General features: G+C 35.0%; 12 protein-coding genes and 1 pseudogene. 5 read left to right on the top strand and 8 right to left on the bottom strand.

Annotation, left to right across the window (positions count from 1 at the left end; genetic code table 11):
• Nucleotides 1–2,432: pseudogene (locus C1S72_RS14330) on the bottom strand (hypothetical protein); the annotation flags it as partial.
• A gap of 206 nt (nt 2,433–2,638) precedes the next feature.
• Between C1S72_RS14330 and folE the strand changes: the two are divergent.
• From folE to C1S72_RS14305, 5 genes are all read left to right on the top strand, one after another.
• Entirely contained in the window at nt 2,639–3,316 is a 678-nt protein-coding gene (folE, locus tag C1S72_RS14325; RefSeq protein WP_104736429.1) for a GTP cyclohydrolase I FolE, read from the top strand.
• Between the two features lie 20 nt (nt 3,317–3,336).
• Nucleotides 3,337–4,818 carry a cysteine--tRNA ligase gene (gene cysS, locus C1S72_RS14320; protein WP_104736428.1) on the top strand — a complete coding sequence of 494 codons (1,482 nt, stop codon included), beginning with the start codon at nt 3,337–3,339 and terminating at the stop codon, nt 4,816–4,818.
• 41 nt (nt 4,819–4,859) lie between these two features.
• On the top strand, nt 4,860–5,099 hold the full coding sequence (gene yidD, locus C1S72_RS14315; RefSeq protein ID WP_104736427.1) for a membrane protein insertion efficiency factor YidD: 240 nt from the start codon (nt 4,860–4,862) through the stop codon (nt 5,097–5,099).
• A 71-nt stretch (nt 5,100–5,170) separates the two neighbouring features.
• On the top strand, nt 5,171–6,097 hold the full coding sequence (lgt, locus tag C1S72_RS14310) for a prolipoprotein diacylglyceryl transferase (RefSeq protein ID WP_104736426.1): 927 nt from the start codon (nt 5,171–5,173) through the stop codon (nt 6,095–6,097).
• Between the two features lie 6 nt (nt 6,098–6,103).
• Nucleotides 6,104–6,601 carry a DUF192 domain-containing protein gene (locus C1S72_RS14305; RefSeq protein ID WP_104736425.1) on the top strand — a complete coding sequence of 166 codons (498 nt, stop codon included), beginning with the start codon at nt 6,104–6,106 and terminating at the stop codon, nt 6,599–6,601.
• 81 nt (nt 6,602–6,682) lie between these two features.
• Here the strand turns inward: C1S72_RS14305 and secDF are convergent, their stop codons facing one another.
• The 7 genes from secDF to gyrB all read right to left on the bottom strand — a co-directional run bounded on the left by secDF (nt 6,683) and on the right by gyrB (nt 16,341).
• The gene (secDF, locus tag C1S72_RS14300) at nt 6,683–9,670 is read right to left on the bottom strand and encodes a protein translocase subunit SecDF (RefSeq protein ID WP_104736424.1); all 2,988 of its coding nucleotides are present in this window, start codon (nt 9,668–9,670) and stop codon (nt 6,683–6,685) included.
• A gap of 210 nt (nt 9,671–9,880) precedes the next feature.
• Nucleotides 9,881–10,480 (bottom strand): hypothetical protein, encoded by a 600-nt coding sequence (locus C1S72_RS14295; protein WP_104736423.1) that lies wholly within the window; start codon nt 10,478–10,480, stop codon nt 9,881–9,883.
• Between the two features lie 84 nt (nt 10,481–10,564).
• Complete coding sequence (locus tag C1S72_RS14290; RefSeq protein WP_104736422.1) at nt 10,565–11,227, bottom strand: hypothetical protein; 663 nt, start codon at nt 11,225–11,227, stop codon at nt 10,565–10,567.
• 77 nt (nt 11,228–11,304) lie between these two features.
• On the bottom strand, nt 11,305–12,231 hold the full coding sequence (gene mdh / locus C1S72_RS14285; RefSeq protein WP_104736421.1) for a malate dehydrogenase: 927 nt from the start codon (nt 12,229–12,231) through the stop codon (nt 11,305–11,307).
• 86 nt (nt 12,232–12,317) lie between these two features.
• Nucleotides 12,318–13,334 (bottom strand): DUF6588 family protein, encoded by a 1,017-nt coding sequence (locus tag C1S72_RS14280; protein ID WP_230401669.1) that lies wholly within the window; start codon nt 13,332–13,334, stop codon nt 12,318–12,320.
• A gap of 90 nt (nt 13,335–13,424) precedes the next feature.
• Nucleotides 13,425–14,399 carry a DUF6588 family protein gene (locus C1S72_RS14275; RefSeq protein ID WP_104736420.1) on the bottom strand — a complete coding sequence of 325 codons (975 nt, stop codon included), beginning with the start codon at nt 14,397–14,399 and terminating at the stop codon, nt 13,425–13,427.
• The gene (gene gyrB / locus C1S72_RS14270; protein WP_104736419.1) at nt 14,392–16,341 is read right to left on the bottom strand and encodes a DNA topoisomerase (ATP-hydrolyzing) subunit B; all 1,950 of its coding nucleotides are present in this window, start codon (nt 16,339–16,341) and stop codon (nt 14,392–14,394) included. Before gyrB ends, C1S72_RS14275 begins: the two co-directional genes overlap by 8 nt.
• Nucleotides 16,342–16,453 lie beyond the last annotated feature (112 nt).

Genomic DNA, 16,453 nt, shown 5'->3' with positions numbered 1-16,453 from the left:
CCACCTGCATCACCTGTTATAGTCGCAGTACCTCCATCACAAGTCGCTGTCATCGTAAAACTCGCATCATCCTCTGGTAATACCGTTACTGGTTGCGTGCTTGAATCTGGACATGTGCCTGCTGTATCATATTGTACCGTATAAGTTGCTCCTGCTGTTCCACCTGTTATAGTTCCAGTTGTTGGATCTATCGAGGCTCCATCTGTTGGAACTGGGTTAAAAGTAAATGTTCCACCTGCATCACCTGTTATAGTCGCAGTACCTCCATCACAAGTCGCTGTCATCGTAAAACTCGCATCGTCTTCTGGTAATACCGTTACTGGTTGTGTACTTGAATCTGGACATGTGCCTGCTGTATCATATTGTACCGTATAGGTTGCTCCTGCTGTTCCACCTGTTATAGTTCCTGATGTTGGATCTATGGAAGCACCATCTGTTGGAACTGGGTTAAAAGTAAATGTTCCGCCTGCATCACCTGTTATAGTCGCAGTACCTCCATCACAAGTCGCTGTCATCGTAAAACTCGCATCGTCTTCTGGTAATACCGTTACTGGTTGTGTACTTGAATCTGGACATGTGCCTGCTGTATCATATTGTACCGTATAAGTTGTTCCTGATGTTCCACCTGTTATAGTTCCAGTCGTTGGATCTATCGAAGCACCATCTGTTGGAACTGGGTTAAAAGTAAATGTTCCACCTGCATCACCTGTTATGGTTGCTGTGCCTCCATCACAAGTCGCTGTCATCGTAAAACTCGCATCGTCTTCTGGTAATACCGTTACTGGTTGTGTACTTGAATCTGGACATGTGCCTGCTGTATCATATTGTACCGTATAAGTTGTTCCTGATGTTCCACCTGTTATAGTTCCAGTCGTTGGATCTATGGAAGCTCCATCTCCTGGAACTGGGTTAAAAGTAAATGTTCCGCCTGCATCACCTGTTATGGTTGCTGTACCGCCATCACAAGTCGCTGTCATCGTAAAACTCGCATCATCCTCTGGTAATACTGTTACTGGTTGTGTAGTTAAATCACCACAGGTACCGCTTATTTCATACTGAATTGTATAAGTTGTTCCTGGAGTTCCGCCTGTTACTGTTCCAGATGTTGGATCTATGGAAGCTCCATCTCCTGGAACGGGATTAAAAGTAAATGTTCCACCTGCATCACCTGTTATGGTTGCTGTGCCTCCATCACAAGTCGCTGTCATCGTAAAACTCGCATCGGCTGCTGTCAGTACTGTAACTGGTTGTGTTTCACTTGCTGGGCATGCTCCACCTATAGAATATTCAACCGTATAAGTTGTTCCTGGAGTTCCGCCTGTTACTGTTCCTGACGTTGGATCTATCGAAGCTCCATCTCCTGGAGCAGGATTAAAGGCAAATGTACCACCTGCATCACCTGTTATGGTTGCTGTTCCACCATCACAGGTAGGAGTCATCGTAAAACTTGCATCGCCTCCGGTAGAATTAACCGTTACAGTTACAGTATCTGAATCTGTAAATACATCTCCATTACAGTTGGTATATTCAACCTCAACTGTAAACGTTTCATCAGCCGTTGGACATACGTTGACGGTATCAGAATTCCCTATATCCATTCCACTTCCATCATACCAAGTTAAAACATAATTTGGTGTACCATTAGGCGTAAATCGCCATGCTTCTACACCTGTACTAGTAAAACCAGCAGACCAATTTCCTGTGTTTCTTCCTGGAGGTGTGTAAGCAATAGTTCCAGCTGGATTTTGTATACCTATCACGGCATTTCCACCATTCCAAGTTGTACAGGTTGGTTTATCTAAAATATATACTTCAATCGTGTTGGTCCCTTCATACAAAACTATCATTTGGGATGTTTTGAGAGCATTACATGAAAAGTGAGCAACGTTAAAATAGCTTATTACAAAAGTCCTACATGGCGCCGAGCCTTTAACCTCCCAAGCAATATCATGGGTTCCATTACTTGCTGCCGGATCTATGTCATGTACAGCTCCAAAAATATTAACGTCAGCCAATGTTGCATTGGTATTATTTGGCAATGATTGACTAAAGGCCCAACCATTGAAACCATTGGCATTACTGACATCAAAACTTATACCGCCATTTGCACCAACAATTAACTGATTATAATCGTTACCAAAAAAACAAAAATCGAATGGCAAATTAACAATACCACTCCAGATATCATCACTATTAACAAATAATTGATTGGCCAATCCATTAAAATTTGAAGGTGGGTTAAATGGTATGCTTGAAACGGCATAACTATTTGTATCTCCAGTTTCCAAATAGGTTGCTGTCAAATTTACACAGGCAGCATCACCGCAATCTATGACCTGATTAGCACCTGCTTGAACATTTGGGCAACCTGGTCCTTGGGCATAAATAGCATGGGAAATAATAATACAAAATAGCGTAATTAACTTTTTCATAAAAACGGCGTGTTAATAATTTTTAAAAAGATAGATTGGGTTGCAAAAACTATAATTTAAGCAATATAACTATAAGCGACGAAAAATAAGAAAAAAACAGAAAAAAACCCATAATTAATCGTTGAAATTAATTGTTTGTTAATAAGGTATTTGAAAAAAATGGAATTGCTTATCTTTGCAGATTAAAACCTATTTATTTCTATTACATGAAATTTAATAACGATATAGAAGATTTTGATGCTTTGGGGAATGACCACATTGGCACTTCTTCTAACACGCCCATGCGCAAAGATGCCTTTGAATTAAATCAGGATGAAAAGATTGATATCATCAAAGATGATGTCAGGCATATTATGGAAACTTTGGGTCTAGACCTGACTGATGACAGTTTAAAAGGCACCCCAAATAGAGTTGCAAAAATGTTTGTTAAGGAACTTTTTGGTGGGTTGGATCCTGCAAAAAAACCAAGTGCATCAACCTTTGAAAATAAATATAAATATGGTGAAATGCTGGTTGAAAAAAACATTACTGTTTACTCCACTTGCGAGCATCATCTTTTACCTATTGTCGGGAAAGCCCATGTAGCTTATATTTCCAATGGCACCGTTGTAGGTCTATCTAAAATGAACCGTATTGTGGATTATTACGCTAAACGCCCTCAAGTTCAAGAAAGACTCACCATTCAAATAGTGAAAGAACTCCAAGAAGTTCTAAACACTGAAGATGTGGCATGTGTTATTGACGCCAAACATTTGTGCGTTAATTCACGAGGTATTAGAGATACTGAAAGTAGTACTGTAACTTCAGAATTTGGAGGGAAATTTAAGAAAAAGGCCATTCGCCGAGAATTCCTTGACTACATAAAGCTTGACACTTCATTTTAATTAAACTTTAAATAATCCCGATGAAATTATTTGACCAGCAGCAAATAAAAATTTACAATACATTAAGTGGTGAAAAAGAACTATTTAAACCCTTAAATAAGGGCTATGTAGGTATGTATGTTTGTGGACCAACCGTATATAGCAATGTTCATTTGGGAAATGTTAGAACCTTTATGTCTTTTGATATGATCTTCAGATATTTAAAGCATTTGGGTTACAAAGTACGTTATGTAAGAAATATTACCGACGCTGGTCATCTTGAAAATGATGCTGACGTAGGCGAAGATCGTATAGCAAAAAAAGCACGATTAGAGGAAATTGAACCAATGGAAGTTGTGCAACGTTACACAGTAGATTTTCATAATATACTGAACAAATTCAATTTCTTGCCTCCTAGTATTGAACCAACAGCAACTGGTCATATCATTGAGCAAATTGAAATTATCAAAGAAATCATAAACAATGGTTTTGCCTACCAAGTAAACGGATCAGTTTATTTTGATGTTTTAAAATATAACGAATCAAAACCTTACGGAATTTTAAGCAAACGTAAGGTAGAAGACCTTATTCATAATACGCGTGCTTTAGATGGTCAGAGTGATAAAAAGAATCCTCAAGATTTTGCATTATGGAAAAAAGCCGAACCTCAACACATTATGAGGTGGCCGTCGCCATGGAGCGATGGTTTTCCAGGATGGCATTTAGAATGTACAGCTATGAGCACCAAATATCTTGGAGAACAATTTGACATTCACGGTGGTGGTATGGATTTAAAATTTCCTCATCACGAATGTGAAATTGCGCAAGCTGAAGCAACCAATAATCATGCACCTGTTAATTATTGGATGCATGCCAATATGCTGATAATGAATGGTAAAAAAATGGCTAAATCTACAGGGAATTTCATATTGCCAAATGAAATATTTTCTGGAGATAATCCACATATCACCAAAGCATATTCACCGAGTGTGGCTCGTTTTTTTATGCTTCAGGCACATTACAGAAGTATTTTGGATTTTACAAATGACGGCTTGCTTGCCAGTGAAAAAGGTTTTTTCAGATTGATGGACGCTATTAATTTACTAGATTCACTTAAAGCTGGTAATGACTCTAGTTTTGATATCAACGCGTGGCAACAAAAATGTTATGATGCCATGAATGATGACTTCAATACACCAATAGTAATTGCTAATTTATTTGAAGGCGTTAAATATATCAACCAAATAAAGGATGGCTCGGCTACAATTACAAAAGATGATTTAATTGTCTTAAAGAAAACCATGACTAGTTTTGTTTTTGATATTTTGGGCCTTGAAAATGTGTCAAAATCCGAAACAAGTTCAGAAAAACTCTCTGGGGCTGTTGAAATTTTAATTCAATTAAGACAAGAAGCCCGCGCCAATAAAGATTTTGCTCTTTCAGATAAAATTAGAGATGAATTGGCTGAAGCTGGCATTCAACTAAATGATAGCAGAGAAGGCACTACTTTTTCGACTAATTAAGACTGAACTACATTCTTTCTTAATGAAAGTTTTAATTGATTATGAAAAAAATTCTAATCGCACCTTTTTTGCTTTTAATAAAACTATATCAAGTTTTGGTATCGCCATTAACACCCGCTACATGTAGGTTTCAACCAACTTGTTCACATTATGCTAAAGAGGCATTAGAAAAACATGGGTTTTGGCATGGTGGCAAACTGGCCTTAAGAAGGATATTTAGTTGTCATCCCTGGGGTGGTTCGGGATATGATCCGGTGCCTGATAAGCTCGACAAAAATTAACCTTTCATTATATTTTGTTCCTTTTATATCCATTTTCAATTGTATATATTTACTACTTTAATTAAGAACCTATGCATTCACTAAAATTTGACTGGAACCCTATAACAGGATTTGATATTGCTGGTAATTTCAAACTACATTTTTATAGTATGATGTGGATAGTGGCCTTCCTCATTGGGTGGCATATCATGAAACGCATATTCACTAAAGAAAAAGTAAGCTTAGAATATCTTGATCCACTTTTTATTTATACGGTTTTAGCCACTATGCTGGGTGCACGTTTAGGTCATGTGCTTTTTTATCAGTCTGAATTAATATCAGAAGATTTTTTTAGTATTTTTCTGCCTTTCAGCTTTAAGAATGGATTTGAATTTACTGGTTTTCAAGGTTTGGCAAGTCATGGCGCCGCAATAGGTATAATTATTGGCATGTACCTGTACAGAAGAAAGTACAAATACAAATCTTTGATGTGGATTTTAGATCGTGTTGTTATTTCAGTAGCGTCTGGTGCCATTTTTATTAGAATAGGTAATTTCATCAATTCAGAAATTATTGGAAAAATTACAGATTCGTCTTTAGGTGTTCGATTTATACAAGATTATTATAGCAAACGTCAAATAGTAGCTGAAACTGGTATCGCTGACTACAAGGAAGCCTATGCAGCTGTGACTGACAATCCGCAATTTCAGCATTTACTAGAAGCAGTGCCTTACAGACACCCAGCACAATTGTATGAATCCTTTTGTTATATTTTTGTGTTTTTAATCTTATGGTACGTGTACAATAAAACTAAAAAGTCTGATCAAGCTGGTTTCTTATTTGGGTTATTCCTATTACTACTATGGACTATTCGCTTCTTTGTTGAGTTTGTTAAAGAGCCTCAAGGTGAAGAATATATTACAATGCTTGGATTAAATACAGGACAAATGTTGAGCATTCCATTTATACTTATTGGTTTATACTTTATGTTTGTTTACAAACCTAAAACATCTGCATAAACAGTTATGATTAAACGCTATTTAAGAGTGATTTGTTTGACTGTTGGATCTATAATTTTATTTCCCGCTACATCTTGTAAAGAAGAAACAAAACATGTAAAACAAAAGAAGGTCACTTTTAAAAAAGAAGGAGAGTTGAAGTTATTAAAAGCTTCAAATGATTCTATAATCAATAAGATTGATATAGAAATTGCCGATAATGAATTTGAAACTCAAACAGGACTTATGTATCGAGAATCTATGAAAGATAACCATGGTATGTTATTCGTTTTCCCAGATTCACGACCACGCTCTTTTTATATGAAAAACACACGGTTTTCGCTAGACATCATTTATTTGGATGAGGAACAGACTATTGTTAGTTTTCAAGAAAATGCTAGTCCTTTAGACGAAAGCTCCTTACCCTCTAATGCTCCAGCAAAATATGTTTTGGAGGTTAACGCTGGTTTAGTACAAAAATGGCAACTACAGGTTGGTGATAAAATAAGCTATACTAAATTTTAAAATTATTACAACTTGCTATTTAAATAAAAAGCCTTTTTGAAATTATCAAAAAGGCTTTTTAGATATATATTAAAGACTGAATTAAGCTTTTGCCTCTTCCAAATCTTCTTCTTTTACTTTGTTCTTTAAAGCATCTGTAGCATCTCCTTTTTTAACAGAGTCATACATTAAAGGTGTTGCAATAAACATAGATGAATATGTACCTACTATTACACCAACTATTAATGCAAACATAAATCCTCTAATAGAATCACCACCAAAAATAAATATAGCTAGTAACACAACTAAAGTTGTTAAAGAGGTATTCAATGTTCTACTCAAGGTACTACTCAATGATGAATTAATCACTTTATTGAAAGGCCAAGAAGTGTGTTCATTAAAGAATTCACGAATTCTATCAAACACAACCACGGTATCATTTAAAGAGTAACCAATTACAGTCAATATTGCTGCAATAAATGCTTGGTCAATTTCCATACTAAAAGGCATGTATTTATAAGTCAAGGAGAATACACCTAATACAATTAATACATCATGGAACACAGCAGCAACTGCACCTAAAGAGAATTGCCATCTTTTAAAACGGAATAAAATATATAGGAATACAACAATTAATGAACCTAAAATTGCCCAGAAAGATGCTTGTTTAATATCATCGGCAATGGTTGGACTCACCTTGTAATATTTCATTAATCCAACAGTCTTATCTTGGTCATCACTTATAAATTCCTCATAAGAAACCCCTTCAAAATAAGGTTGCAATTCATTATACAATGCGTTTCTTATTTCTTCATCAACCGCATTATCAGTTTCATTCACTTTATATTTAGTCGTAATCTTTAATTGATTAGCACTACCAAATGTTTTTGCTTCAGCACTCCCGAAAGCATCAGACAAAGCAGATGAAATTTCGTTAGCACTTACATCTTGAGCAAACCGTACTTGATAGGTACGACCTCCAACAAAATCAACACCCTGATCTAAACCATTAGTAAATAATGATCCTAAACTTAAAAGAATTAAAACACCCGAAATTACATAGGCTGCTTTTCTTTTCTTAAGGAAATTGATACTGATATTTCTAAATAGATTTTTAGTAATAGCTGTACTAAAGTCTAATGTTCCACCTCTTTCGGCATACCAATCTACTAATAAACGTGTGATAAATATTGCCGTGAATAATGACGTACCAATACCAATTAATAACGTCGTTGCAAAACCTTTAATTGGTCCTGTACCAAAAATGAATAATATTAACGCCGTTAAACCAGTTGTAATATTGGCATCTAAAATAGACGATAATGCATTACTAAATCCATCTGCAATGGATTCTTTCATACCCTTACCTTTTGCCAATTCTTCACGAATACGCTCAAAGATAAGCACGTTGGCATCAACTGACATACCTATTGTTAATACAATACCAGCAATTCCAGGTAAGGTTAACACAGCGCCTAATCCAGAAAGCACACCAAATATCAACAAAATATTGAATAACATAGCGATGTCAGCAAACAATCCAGCTTTTCCGTAATACAAGAACATCCAAACTAATACCAGTCCTAATGCTATTAAGAATGACATTTTACCACTGTCTATAGCTTCTTGACCTAATGAGGGCCCAACTACTTCACCTTGAATTATATCAGCCGAAGCAGGTAACTTACCAGCACGTAAAACATTAGCTAAATCGGTTGCTTCATTAAGTGTGAAATTTCCAGAAATTGAAGAATTACCACCAGAAATTGGCCCTGTTGTTACACCTGGTGCCGAATATACCACATTATCTAAAGCAATGGCAATTTGAGTTCCTTGTGTAAAAGCACGACCAGTCATTTCTTCCCAGATTTTTGCTCCTTTTGCATTCATTTGCATAGACACAGTTGGGTTCCCAACAGCATCATACTCCTGTCTAGCATCCGTAACTACTGCACCACTTAAAGGCGGTACATTATCTCTATTACCAATTAAAGCATACAAATCAACAACCTCGCTATCTTTAGCTGGTTTTCCAAATACAAATTTCACACTACGCTGTTCAGCTGGCAATAATGCTCTTACTTGCGGCATGTTTAAGTATTCTGTAACCTTATCTTTATCTTTTATATTTACAACTGCCAAAACAGCTGGGTTTGGAGATTGAAATAATAAATCACGTAATGGATTAACCGTTTCAACTGCAGTAGAATCAGGATCGGACCCTAATAAATCTGCAATCGCATCATCTTCCGAAGTATCTTCAGCTTCTTGCTGATCAACTTCGTCTGTCGAAGTTTCTTCTTCTGGAGTCTCTAAGTCTTTCAATAAATTATTAGCCGCAACTAAAAACTGTCCAAATAAGTCGCGCTTGTAAACATCCCAAAACTCTAATTGTGCCGTACTTTGCAATAATTTTAGAGCACGTTCTTTATCTTTCACACCTGGTAATTCAACCAAAATACGCCCAGAACTACCCAAACGCTGAATACTAGGTGAAGTAACCCCAAATTCATCAATACGCTTACGTAATACTTCAAAAGCTGATACAATTGACTCATCTATCTTTCTTCTAATTATAGGCTTGACTTCATCATCTGTCATTGAACCTTCTATTTCACCATCAAGGGCTCTTGTATAGAAAATGTCAGGAGAAGCTAACTTTGTATCACCTTTAATTGCATCAAAAGCAATGAAAAAGTCTTCAACAAAATCATTTTGACTATTTTTTTGTAATTCTGAAGCATCATCTAATGCTTTATTAAAAACTGGGTCTTTACTATAATTAGCAAGACCTTTCAAGATATCTTTAACTGAAACTTGAAGAATAACACTTACACCACCTTTTAGGTCTAAACCTAGGTTCATGGCATTTTCCTTAACCTCGTTGTACGTGTAGTTAGCGACACCTAAATCAAAAACTTCTTCGTTGGCCAAAGAATCTAAATATTGGCGCTCTTTTACCTCATCGCCATTTGAAACTACTTGAGCAGTTTCTTCAATACTATTTGCTTTAAATGTAAATGATAATTGATAAATACTTACCAATCCAAACAAAACTGCAAACAGCTTTACTAATCCTTTATTTTGCATTGTTATATATTTTAGTGGTCAAATTTTTTAAAACCGAGCAAATATAGAATTTACTATATAATTTGACAATTAATTTTTAATGATAAAAATGATTTAAAAGCTTTGCACTTAACTGATGCAAGCTACCTTAAATTGTAACAACCAATGAAATGATTACATTATTAAGATTTGAATATAAAATGGAACTTTTATTTAGTGTTAAGAATTCCTTTAGGCAAAAGGACCAGCCCGAACCTCTGGGAAAGCATATGAAAGATTACTAATTGATGTTTCAATATACTTCCAAATGTGAAGTGTTTCTTTTAAGGTATTATCTTTTCTGACATTCATTATTGTAGCAGTCAGAAAAGTATTAGGATCTATATATCGTTCGTTTTGCGACTTTTCTACAAGAATACAGTTATCAAAACCAGAATCTTGGTCATGTGAATTATTAATCTCATAAATATCAAAATCATACCCAATTTGATTATTACCTGAAGGCACCTGTTGATTATCTTGTGGGTATTGAAGTTTGAGATGCTTCTTTTCAGATAATATTTTCTTTAAACTAGCAACGTCAACGTTACTATAATAGGTAATAATAAGTTTGCCTTGATTTTCACTTTTGACCTGAATATTGTCAATACCCAATAGTTCAAGCTCATCCTTGACAGTTGAAATAGTATTTTGAGCTTCTTGTGAAGTAATTTTGACATCTGCAAAATGTAAAACCAATTCCTGATTTACAACACTTTCTTGCTGTTGGCTAGCAGCACCTAAAAAGGTTAGTATAAGGATAAAAATATAGATACGTGGTTTCACATTCATGCGCCAAATATAAAAAATAAAGACTGTATTTCTACAGTCTTTATTTATAATGTCTATTTAATAGGTTTAACAGTAGTTTAACGACTACATGCCCATCAATTTGTCAGTTTTTTCATAACCTTCAAGAGGTGTCATATCAAATTTATCGTCAGAAACAGTTTCTTTATTAATTTCTGTAACCTCATGAGTTATTTTAATATTCATTCCCATTTGAGACATGGTCATTTCCATATATAATGGAAAGCCTTCTACTTTAGTACCCATTTGAACAGCTTGATTAGATATTGCAGAAATCTTATCAGTTACATACATATCCATTTTTACTTCTGCTCCATCCTTATTGACAGTGAGGTTGTATTCTTGACATTCGTAACCTAAAATTGTTTTGGTTTCGTCACCTTTTTCAATGGTTACATTTTTCATATCTTCCTCACCAGGCTCCATGTTTTTTGTCATATACTTTTTACCAACCATTTGGTTGTCCATCATGATTAACATTTCTTTACTATCTGAATCCATAATCGTAATAGAATTACCTGACATTAAATTAAAAGTTTCAGAGCGTGTGTTATTGTTCTTAAAGTAAGTTGTAGTCAGCACCTCACCAACCATATCCAGTTGAGCCTGAACTTGTTCATTATCACTAGTCATGGTTTGCTTAGACTTCGCTACACCTTCAGAAATTGATTCTTGAGCAAATGTTGATAAGCTAAAGACACATACTAAAACAAAAAGTAATTTTTTCATTTGATTTATTTTTTAAAATTTAATTATTAATTAAGTTGTTTTAGTGCTAGTATCACAACTTTGTTACTTTATTATTCCTATAATTCAAGAAGACCATTTGTTTTTCTAACGCCTTCTGCACTTGTTTGCATGTGTTCTTTTTCAGCATCAGTTAAATTAATCTCCACTATTTTTTCAATACCGTTTTTACCCAGAATTACCGGAGCACCAATACAAATATCATTTAATCCATACTCGCCTTCTAATAATGCTGAACACGGAAACATTTTTTTCTGATCACAAGCGATAGCTTGAACCAATCCACTAACAGCTGCTCCAGGTGCATACCAAGCTGATGTTCCCAATAATTTAGTTAGCGTTGCGCCACCTACTTTAGTATCTTCCTTTACTTGATTTAATCTGTCTTCTGATAAAAATTCAGAAACTAATACACTATTTCGAGTTGCCAAACGTGTTAAAGGAACCATCCCAACATCACTATGACCTCCAATTACCATGCCATCTACGTCACTTATTGGTGCTCCTAATGCTTCAGCTAGTCTGTATTTGAAACGTGCAGAGTCTAAAGCTCCTCCCATTCCAATAATTCTTGTCTTTGGTAAACCTGTAGTTTTATGAACCAAATACGTCATGGTGTCCATAGGATTACTAACCACAATAATAATGGTGTTTGGAGAATGCTCTATTAAACTTGAAGAAACAGATTTTACAATTCCAGCATTGATACCTATCAACTCTTCACGAGTCATACCAGGTTTTCTTGGAATACCAGAAGTAATTACACAAATATCACTATTAGCCGTTGCTGAATAGTCATTAGTTATTCCTGTAATTTTTGTGTCAAAACCATTTAATGAAGCCGTTTGCATTAAGTCCATTGCTTTACCTTCAGCAAAACCCTCTTTGATATCTAATAAAACAACTTCGCTTGCAAAATCTTTAATAGCAATGTATTCTGCGCAACTGGCTCCCACTGCTCCTGCTCCAACTACTGTAACTTTCATGTATGTAATTTTTTAGTTTAAGAATTATTTAAATTTCAGCAAATTTAACATTTTTAAACCACAATTGTTTGAAGATTTAATGAAAACTAAAATGAAAAATTCAATCCTAGTGAGGCACTATTGAACTCTGCGATGGTATAATCTAAATTTACTGCAAAAAAACCAAGTTTTACATTAGCTCCTATGGTTGTTCGAACTCCTGAAACTTTTTCATCTATTGAGAAAGGATCTCTAATTTCTTCTGAAAAAAGTAACCCATCGGTTACAATATAAGTTCCTAGCAAATCTGTTTCAGAATTTGCTGTTAAGTAACCAAAACCTGCATAAGCATTGAGTACCTTAAACTTTGTGGAAGCAATGACTTCAAACAAAAAGGAGTTGATTTTAGTTTTCACTTGCTGATTATTGCCTTCAACAATACCTTCATCAGTAAAATCATAACTTCCATTTAAGTGCGTATAAGCTACTAGCCCAGAAATTGCTATAGGAAATAATCGTTCTTTGGGAAACCAAGCGGTAAAATCTTGTTGTAAACCTAAACCATATAAGTTTGTTTTCACATCTTCGGTTTCAATACTTGGAAAATAACGTCCTTTAAGTTGTGTTCCTCTAAAAGGTGAAAATCCGACTTGTAAATAAGCCGAAGGGATAATATCAACACCTTCTGAACCTATTCCTGTTGGCAAAGTAAGCGCTACTTCTTGATTTCCAAAAATTGGATCATCATATGTTATAATCACTGTAACATCAGGTTCATTATGACCTAGAGAAGATGCCACTGTTTTAGATGTGCTATTGTCTGAAAAACGGATGTTTTCATAGTCAGCTGCAACCATTTCAAATGATTTTTTACTATCAGAAATGAAAGATGTATTTGCAATTAAACTTATTTCTAGTCCAAACTGTTTCTGACCTTTACCGTGATTAAACCATCCATTGTTGATACTATAGGCCAATCCTTCACTTCCTGGTGCAAGATAGTCAGTACTAAATCGCTTGGCATCATCAATTCCAGCAGCTAACAAATCATCAATATTGTTTTGGGCTTGAGAAACAAAAACTAAACAAAAAGATACAAAAATTAAAGCATGTTTTTTCATCATATTTATTTAAGTAGGTTTAATCATATGTACGAAAAAGCCACTTAAAAAGTTTTTTTAAGTGGCTTTTATATTCTTATTCAGATAAAAAAATCAGTTGATATTATAGTTAACGGCCATATTCAAGTTAGCAAATTCTCCAAACGTTAACATGGTGTTGAATGAAAAATCTTTAATCCTGTAATTTACATTAATATCGAACTTAACATTAGTATTAGTATTATCCACTTGGCCTAAAGATTCATTTAAAAAACCTAATATATCCAAACTCTCAACCACATTAGCACCTGTAACTTGATAGTCAAATTTTGTATGAGAAAATCCTAGAGCCGCTGAAAAATCAAACTGCTTAACTGATTTTGAAGCTACCAAATTAAAACCAAAAGAGTCACCCTCAACCTTAATTCCGCTTATAGTTGCTAAAATCAAATCGGCTTCATTAAATTCATCTTCAACGGAATAATTGGTGTATGTGGCTAAAATTCCAAAATGATAAGTACTTTCTTTTAAAGGCTTTATCCACTGATTTAAATGATGTGCAACACCAATGCCAAAAGAGCTATAGTCCGTATCATTAATATTGATATTAGGTGAGTATCTGACAATAAAATTGGTTTGTTTCCACAAACCTATAGTAGCCTGAATTTGACCGTGTTTAACTGTTTCTTGACCAATTCCTTCTGGCGAATCAAATTCAAACGTTTCATCACCAATTTGTCCTTCCAAAACAACCACAGCATCGCCACCTAGAGCTGTTGGGATTTCTGCAGTAGTTGCTGAACCTTGTATACCTATATTTTGTAATTCAGCTTCATTTACTAAAAACGTTTTATACTTATTGGGGACAAACAACATGTTGTATTGTAATGACACCTCAACATCAAACAAATTTTTGGGTGTAAAGTTTGAATACCAACCACCTGATGCCTGATAAACTGAAGCTTCAGCAGCTGGTGAAATATATTGTTCTGTAAGAATAATTAAATCATCAGCTACTTCGCCTACTTCCTCTAATTGCGCGTGTACAAGAGTAGAAAACAAACAAAATAAAATTGTGAGTTTACGCATCAATGTTAGCATAAATAGCATTTTTCTCAATAAACTCTCTACGTGGTGGCACTTCGTCACCCATTAGCATTGAGAATATTCTATCTGCTTCTCCTCCATTATCAATTTGAACTTGACGCAATGTTCTAAAGTCTGGATCCATGGTTGTATCCCAAAGTTGAATAGCATTCATCTCACCAAGACCCTTATAACGTTGAATACCAACACTACCACCAAATTCTTCAGCAATTTCATCGCGCTCTTTATCCGACCAAGCATAGCGTTTTTTACTACCTTTCTTAACCAAATATAAAGGTGGTGTTGCAATATAAATGTGTCCTGCTTCAATGAGTTCTCTCATATACCTAAAGAAGAAGGTTAAGATAAGTGTTGCAATGTGACTACCATCAATATCGGCATCACACATAATAACCACTTTATGATAACGTAGCTTAGATAAGTTAAGTGCTTTACTATCTTCTTCAGTTCCTATGGTAACTCCAAGAGCTGTATATATATTTTTTATTTCTTCGTTTTCAAAGACCTTATGCGTCATCGCTTTTTCCACGTTCAAGATTTTTCCACGTAATGGTAGAATAGCTTGAAAGTTTCTATCACGACCTGCTTTGGCTGTCCCACCTGCCGAATCACCCTCAACCAAGAACACTTCACATTTTGCTGGATCTTGTTCAGAACAATCACTCAATTTCCCAGGCAAGCCACCAATACTCATCACCGTTTTACGTTGAACCATTTCACGTGCTTTTTGAGCCGCGTGTCTCGCTTGTGCCGCAAGAATAACTTTTTGCACAATGGTTTTAGCATCGTCAGGATGTTCTTCTAGGTAATCGGTTAACATTTCAGACACTGCCTGACTAACAGAAGCTGAAACTTCTCTATTCCCGAGTTTGGTTTTTGTTTGCCCTTCAAATTGAGGCTCTTGAACTTTTACCGATATAATTGCTGTAAGGCCTTCACGAAAATCATCACCTGCTATATCAAATTTCAACTTATCCAACATACCAGATTCATCAGCATATTTTTTAAGGGTATGTGTTAAACCACGACGAAAACCTGACAAATGTGTTCCACCTTCATGCGTATTAATGTTATTAACATAAGAATGTAAATTTTCAGCATAAGAAGTATTGTAAACCATAGCAACCTCTACAGGCACACCATTCTTTTCGCCTTCAAAAGCAATTACATCTTGCATTAATGGTTCGCGGTTACCATCTAAAAACTTAATAAATTCTTTTAACCCTTCTTCAGAGTGGAATGTTTCACCTTCAAATTTACCATCATCGTTTTTATGACGTTTATCAATTAAATGAATTGTAATCCCTTTATTTAAATAGGCTAATTCACGCAAACGACTTGCCAAGGTATCATAACTATATTCTAAAGTTTGAGTAAAAATGGTTGAATCAGGTTTAAAGGTAACAGTTGTTCCTCTCTTATCAGTATCTCCAATTTCTTTTACTGGATATAGTGTTTTACCACGTTCATATTCTTGTTCCCAAATTTTCCCATTACGATATACGGTAGCTTTTAAGTGTTCAGAAAGAGCATTTACACAACTAACACCAACACCATGTAATCCACCAGAAACTTTATAAGAATCTTTATCGAACTTACCACCTGCTCCAATTTTAGTCATTACAACTTCAAGAGCTGAAACACCTTCTTTTTTATGTAAATCTACAGGAATACCACGACCATCATCTTCTGTTGTAATCGAGTTGTCTTCGTTTATTGTAACGGTAATATTATCACAATGCCCAGCTAAAGCCTCATCAATAGAGTTATCTACTACTTCATAAACTAAATGGTGTAAACCTCTAGTTCCAACATCACCAATATACATGGATGGACGCATACGCACATGCTCCATACCTTCTAAAGCCTGAATACTGTCAGCCGAGTAATTGTGCTTATTAAATTCTTCCTTTTTTTCGCTCATGAATTTATGTGTTTAAATCTTTTGTTATTTATAATAAAAAAATGACGCTTTTGCATCATTCCGAATACTTACAAATATACGAATAAAAGAGGCTTTTAAAAAGCTTTTCTGA

Source organism: Hanstruepera ponticola, assembly GCF_002940745.1.
GTDB lineage: Bacteria > Bacteroidota > Bacteroidia > Flavobacteriales > Flavobacteriaceae > Hanstruepera > Hanstruepera ponticola.
The sequence above is the reverse complement of the archived record's forward strand: the minus strand, read 5'-3'. Positions and strand labels throughout refer to the sequence as shown.

What these genes read in the sequence shown, in the direction of transcription:
- folE (WP_104736429.1), top strand. Translation starts at nt 2,639, where the DNA reads ATGAAATTTAATAACGATATAGAAGATTTTGATGCTTTGGGGAATGAC.
- cysS (WP_104736428.1), top strand. Translation starts at nt 3,337, where the DNA reads ATGAAATTATTTGACCAGCAGCAAATAAAAATTTACAATACATTAAGT.
- yidD (WP_104736427.1), top strand. Translation starts at nt 4,860, where the DNA reads ATGAAAAAAATTCTAATCGCACCTTTTTTGCTTTTAATAAAACTATAT.
- lgt (WP_104736426.1), top strand. Translation starts at nt 5,171, where the DNA reads ATGCATTCACTAAAATTTGACTGGAACCCTATAACAGGATTTGATATT.
- C1S72_RS14305 (WP_104736425.1), top strand. Translation starts at nt 6,104, where the DNA reads ATGATTAAACGCTATTTAAGAGTGATTTGTTTGACTGTTGGATCTATA.
- secDF (WP_104736424.1), bottom strand. Translation starts at nt 9,670, where the DNA reads ATGCAAAATAAAGGATTAGTAAAGCTGTTTGCAGTTTTGTTTGGATTG.
- C1S72_RS14295 (WP_104736423.1), bottom strand. Translation starts at nt 10,480, where the DNA reads ATGAATGTGAAACCACGTATCTATATTTTTATCCTTATACTAACCTTT.
- C1S72_RS14290 (WP_104736422.1), bottom strand. Translation starts at nt 11,227, where the DNA reads ATGAAAAAATTACTTTTTGTTTTAGTATGTGTCTTTAGCTTATCAACA.
- mdh (WP_104736421.1), bottom strand. Translation starts at nt 12,231, where the DNA reads ATGAAAGTTACAGTAGTTGGAGCAGGAGCAGTGGGAGCCAGTTGCGCA.
- C1S72_RS14280 (WP_230401669.1), bottom strand. Translation starts at nt 13,334, where the DNA reads ATGATGAAAAAACATGCTTTAATTTTTGTATCTTTTTGTTTAGTTTTT.
- C1S72_RS14275 (WP_104736420.1), bottom strand. Translation starts at nt 14,399, where the DNA reads ATGCGTAAACTCACAATTTTATTTTGTTTGTTTTCTACTCTTGTACAC.
- gyrB (WP_104736419.1), bottom strand. Translation starts at nt 16,341, where the DNA reads ATGAGCGAAAAAAAGGAAGAATTTAATAAGCACAATTACTCGGCTGAC.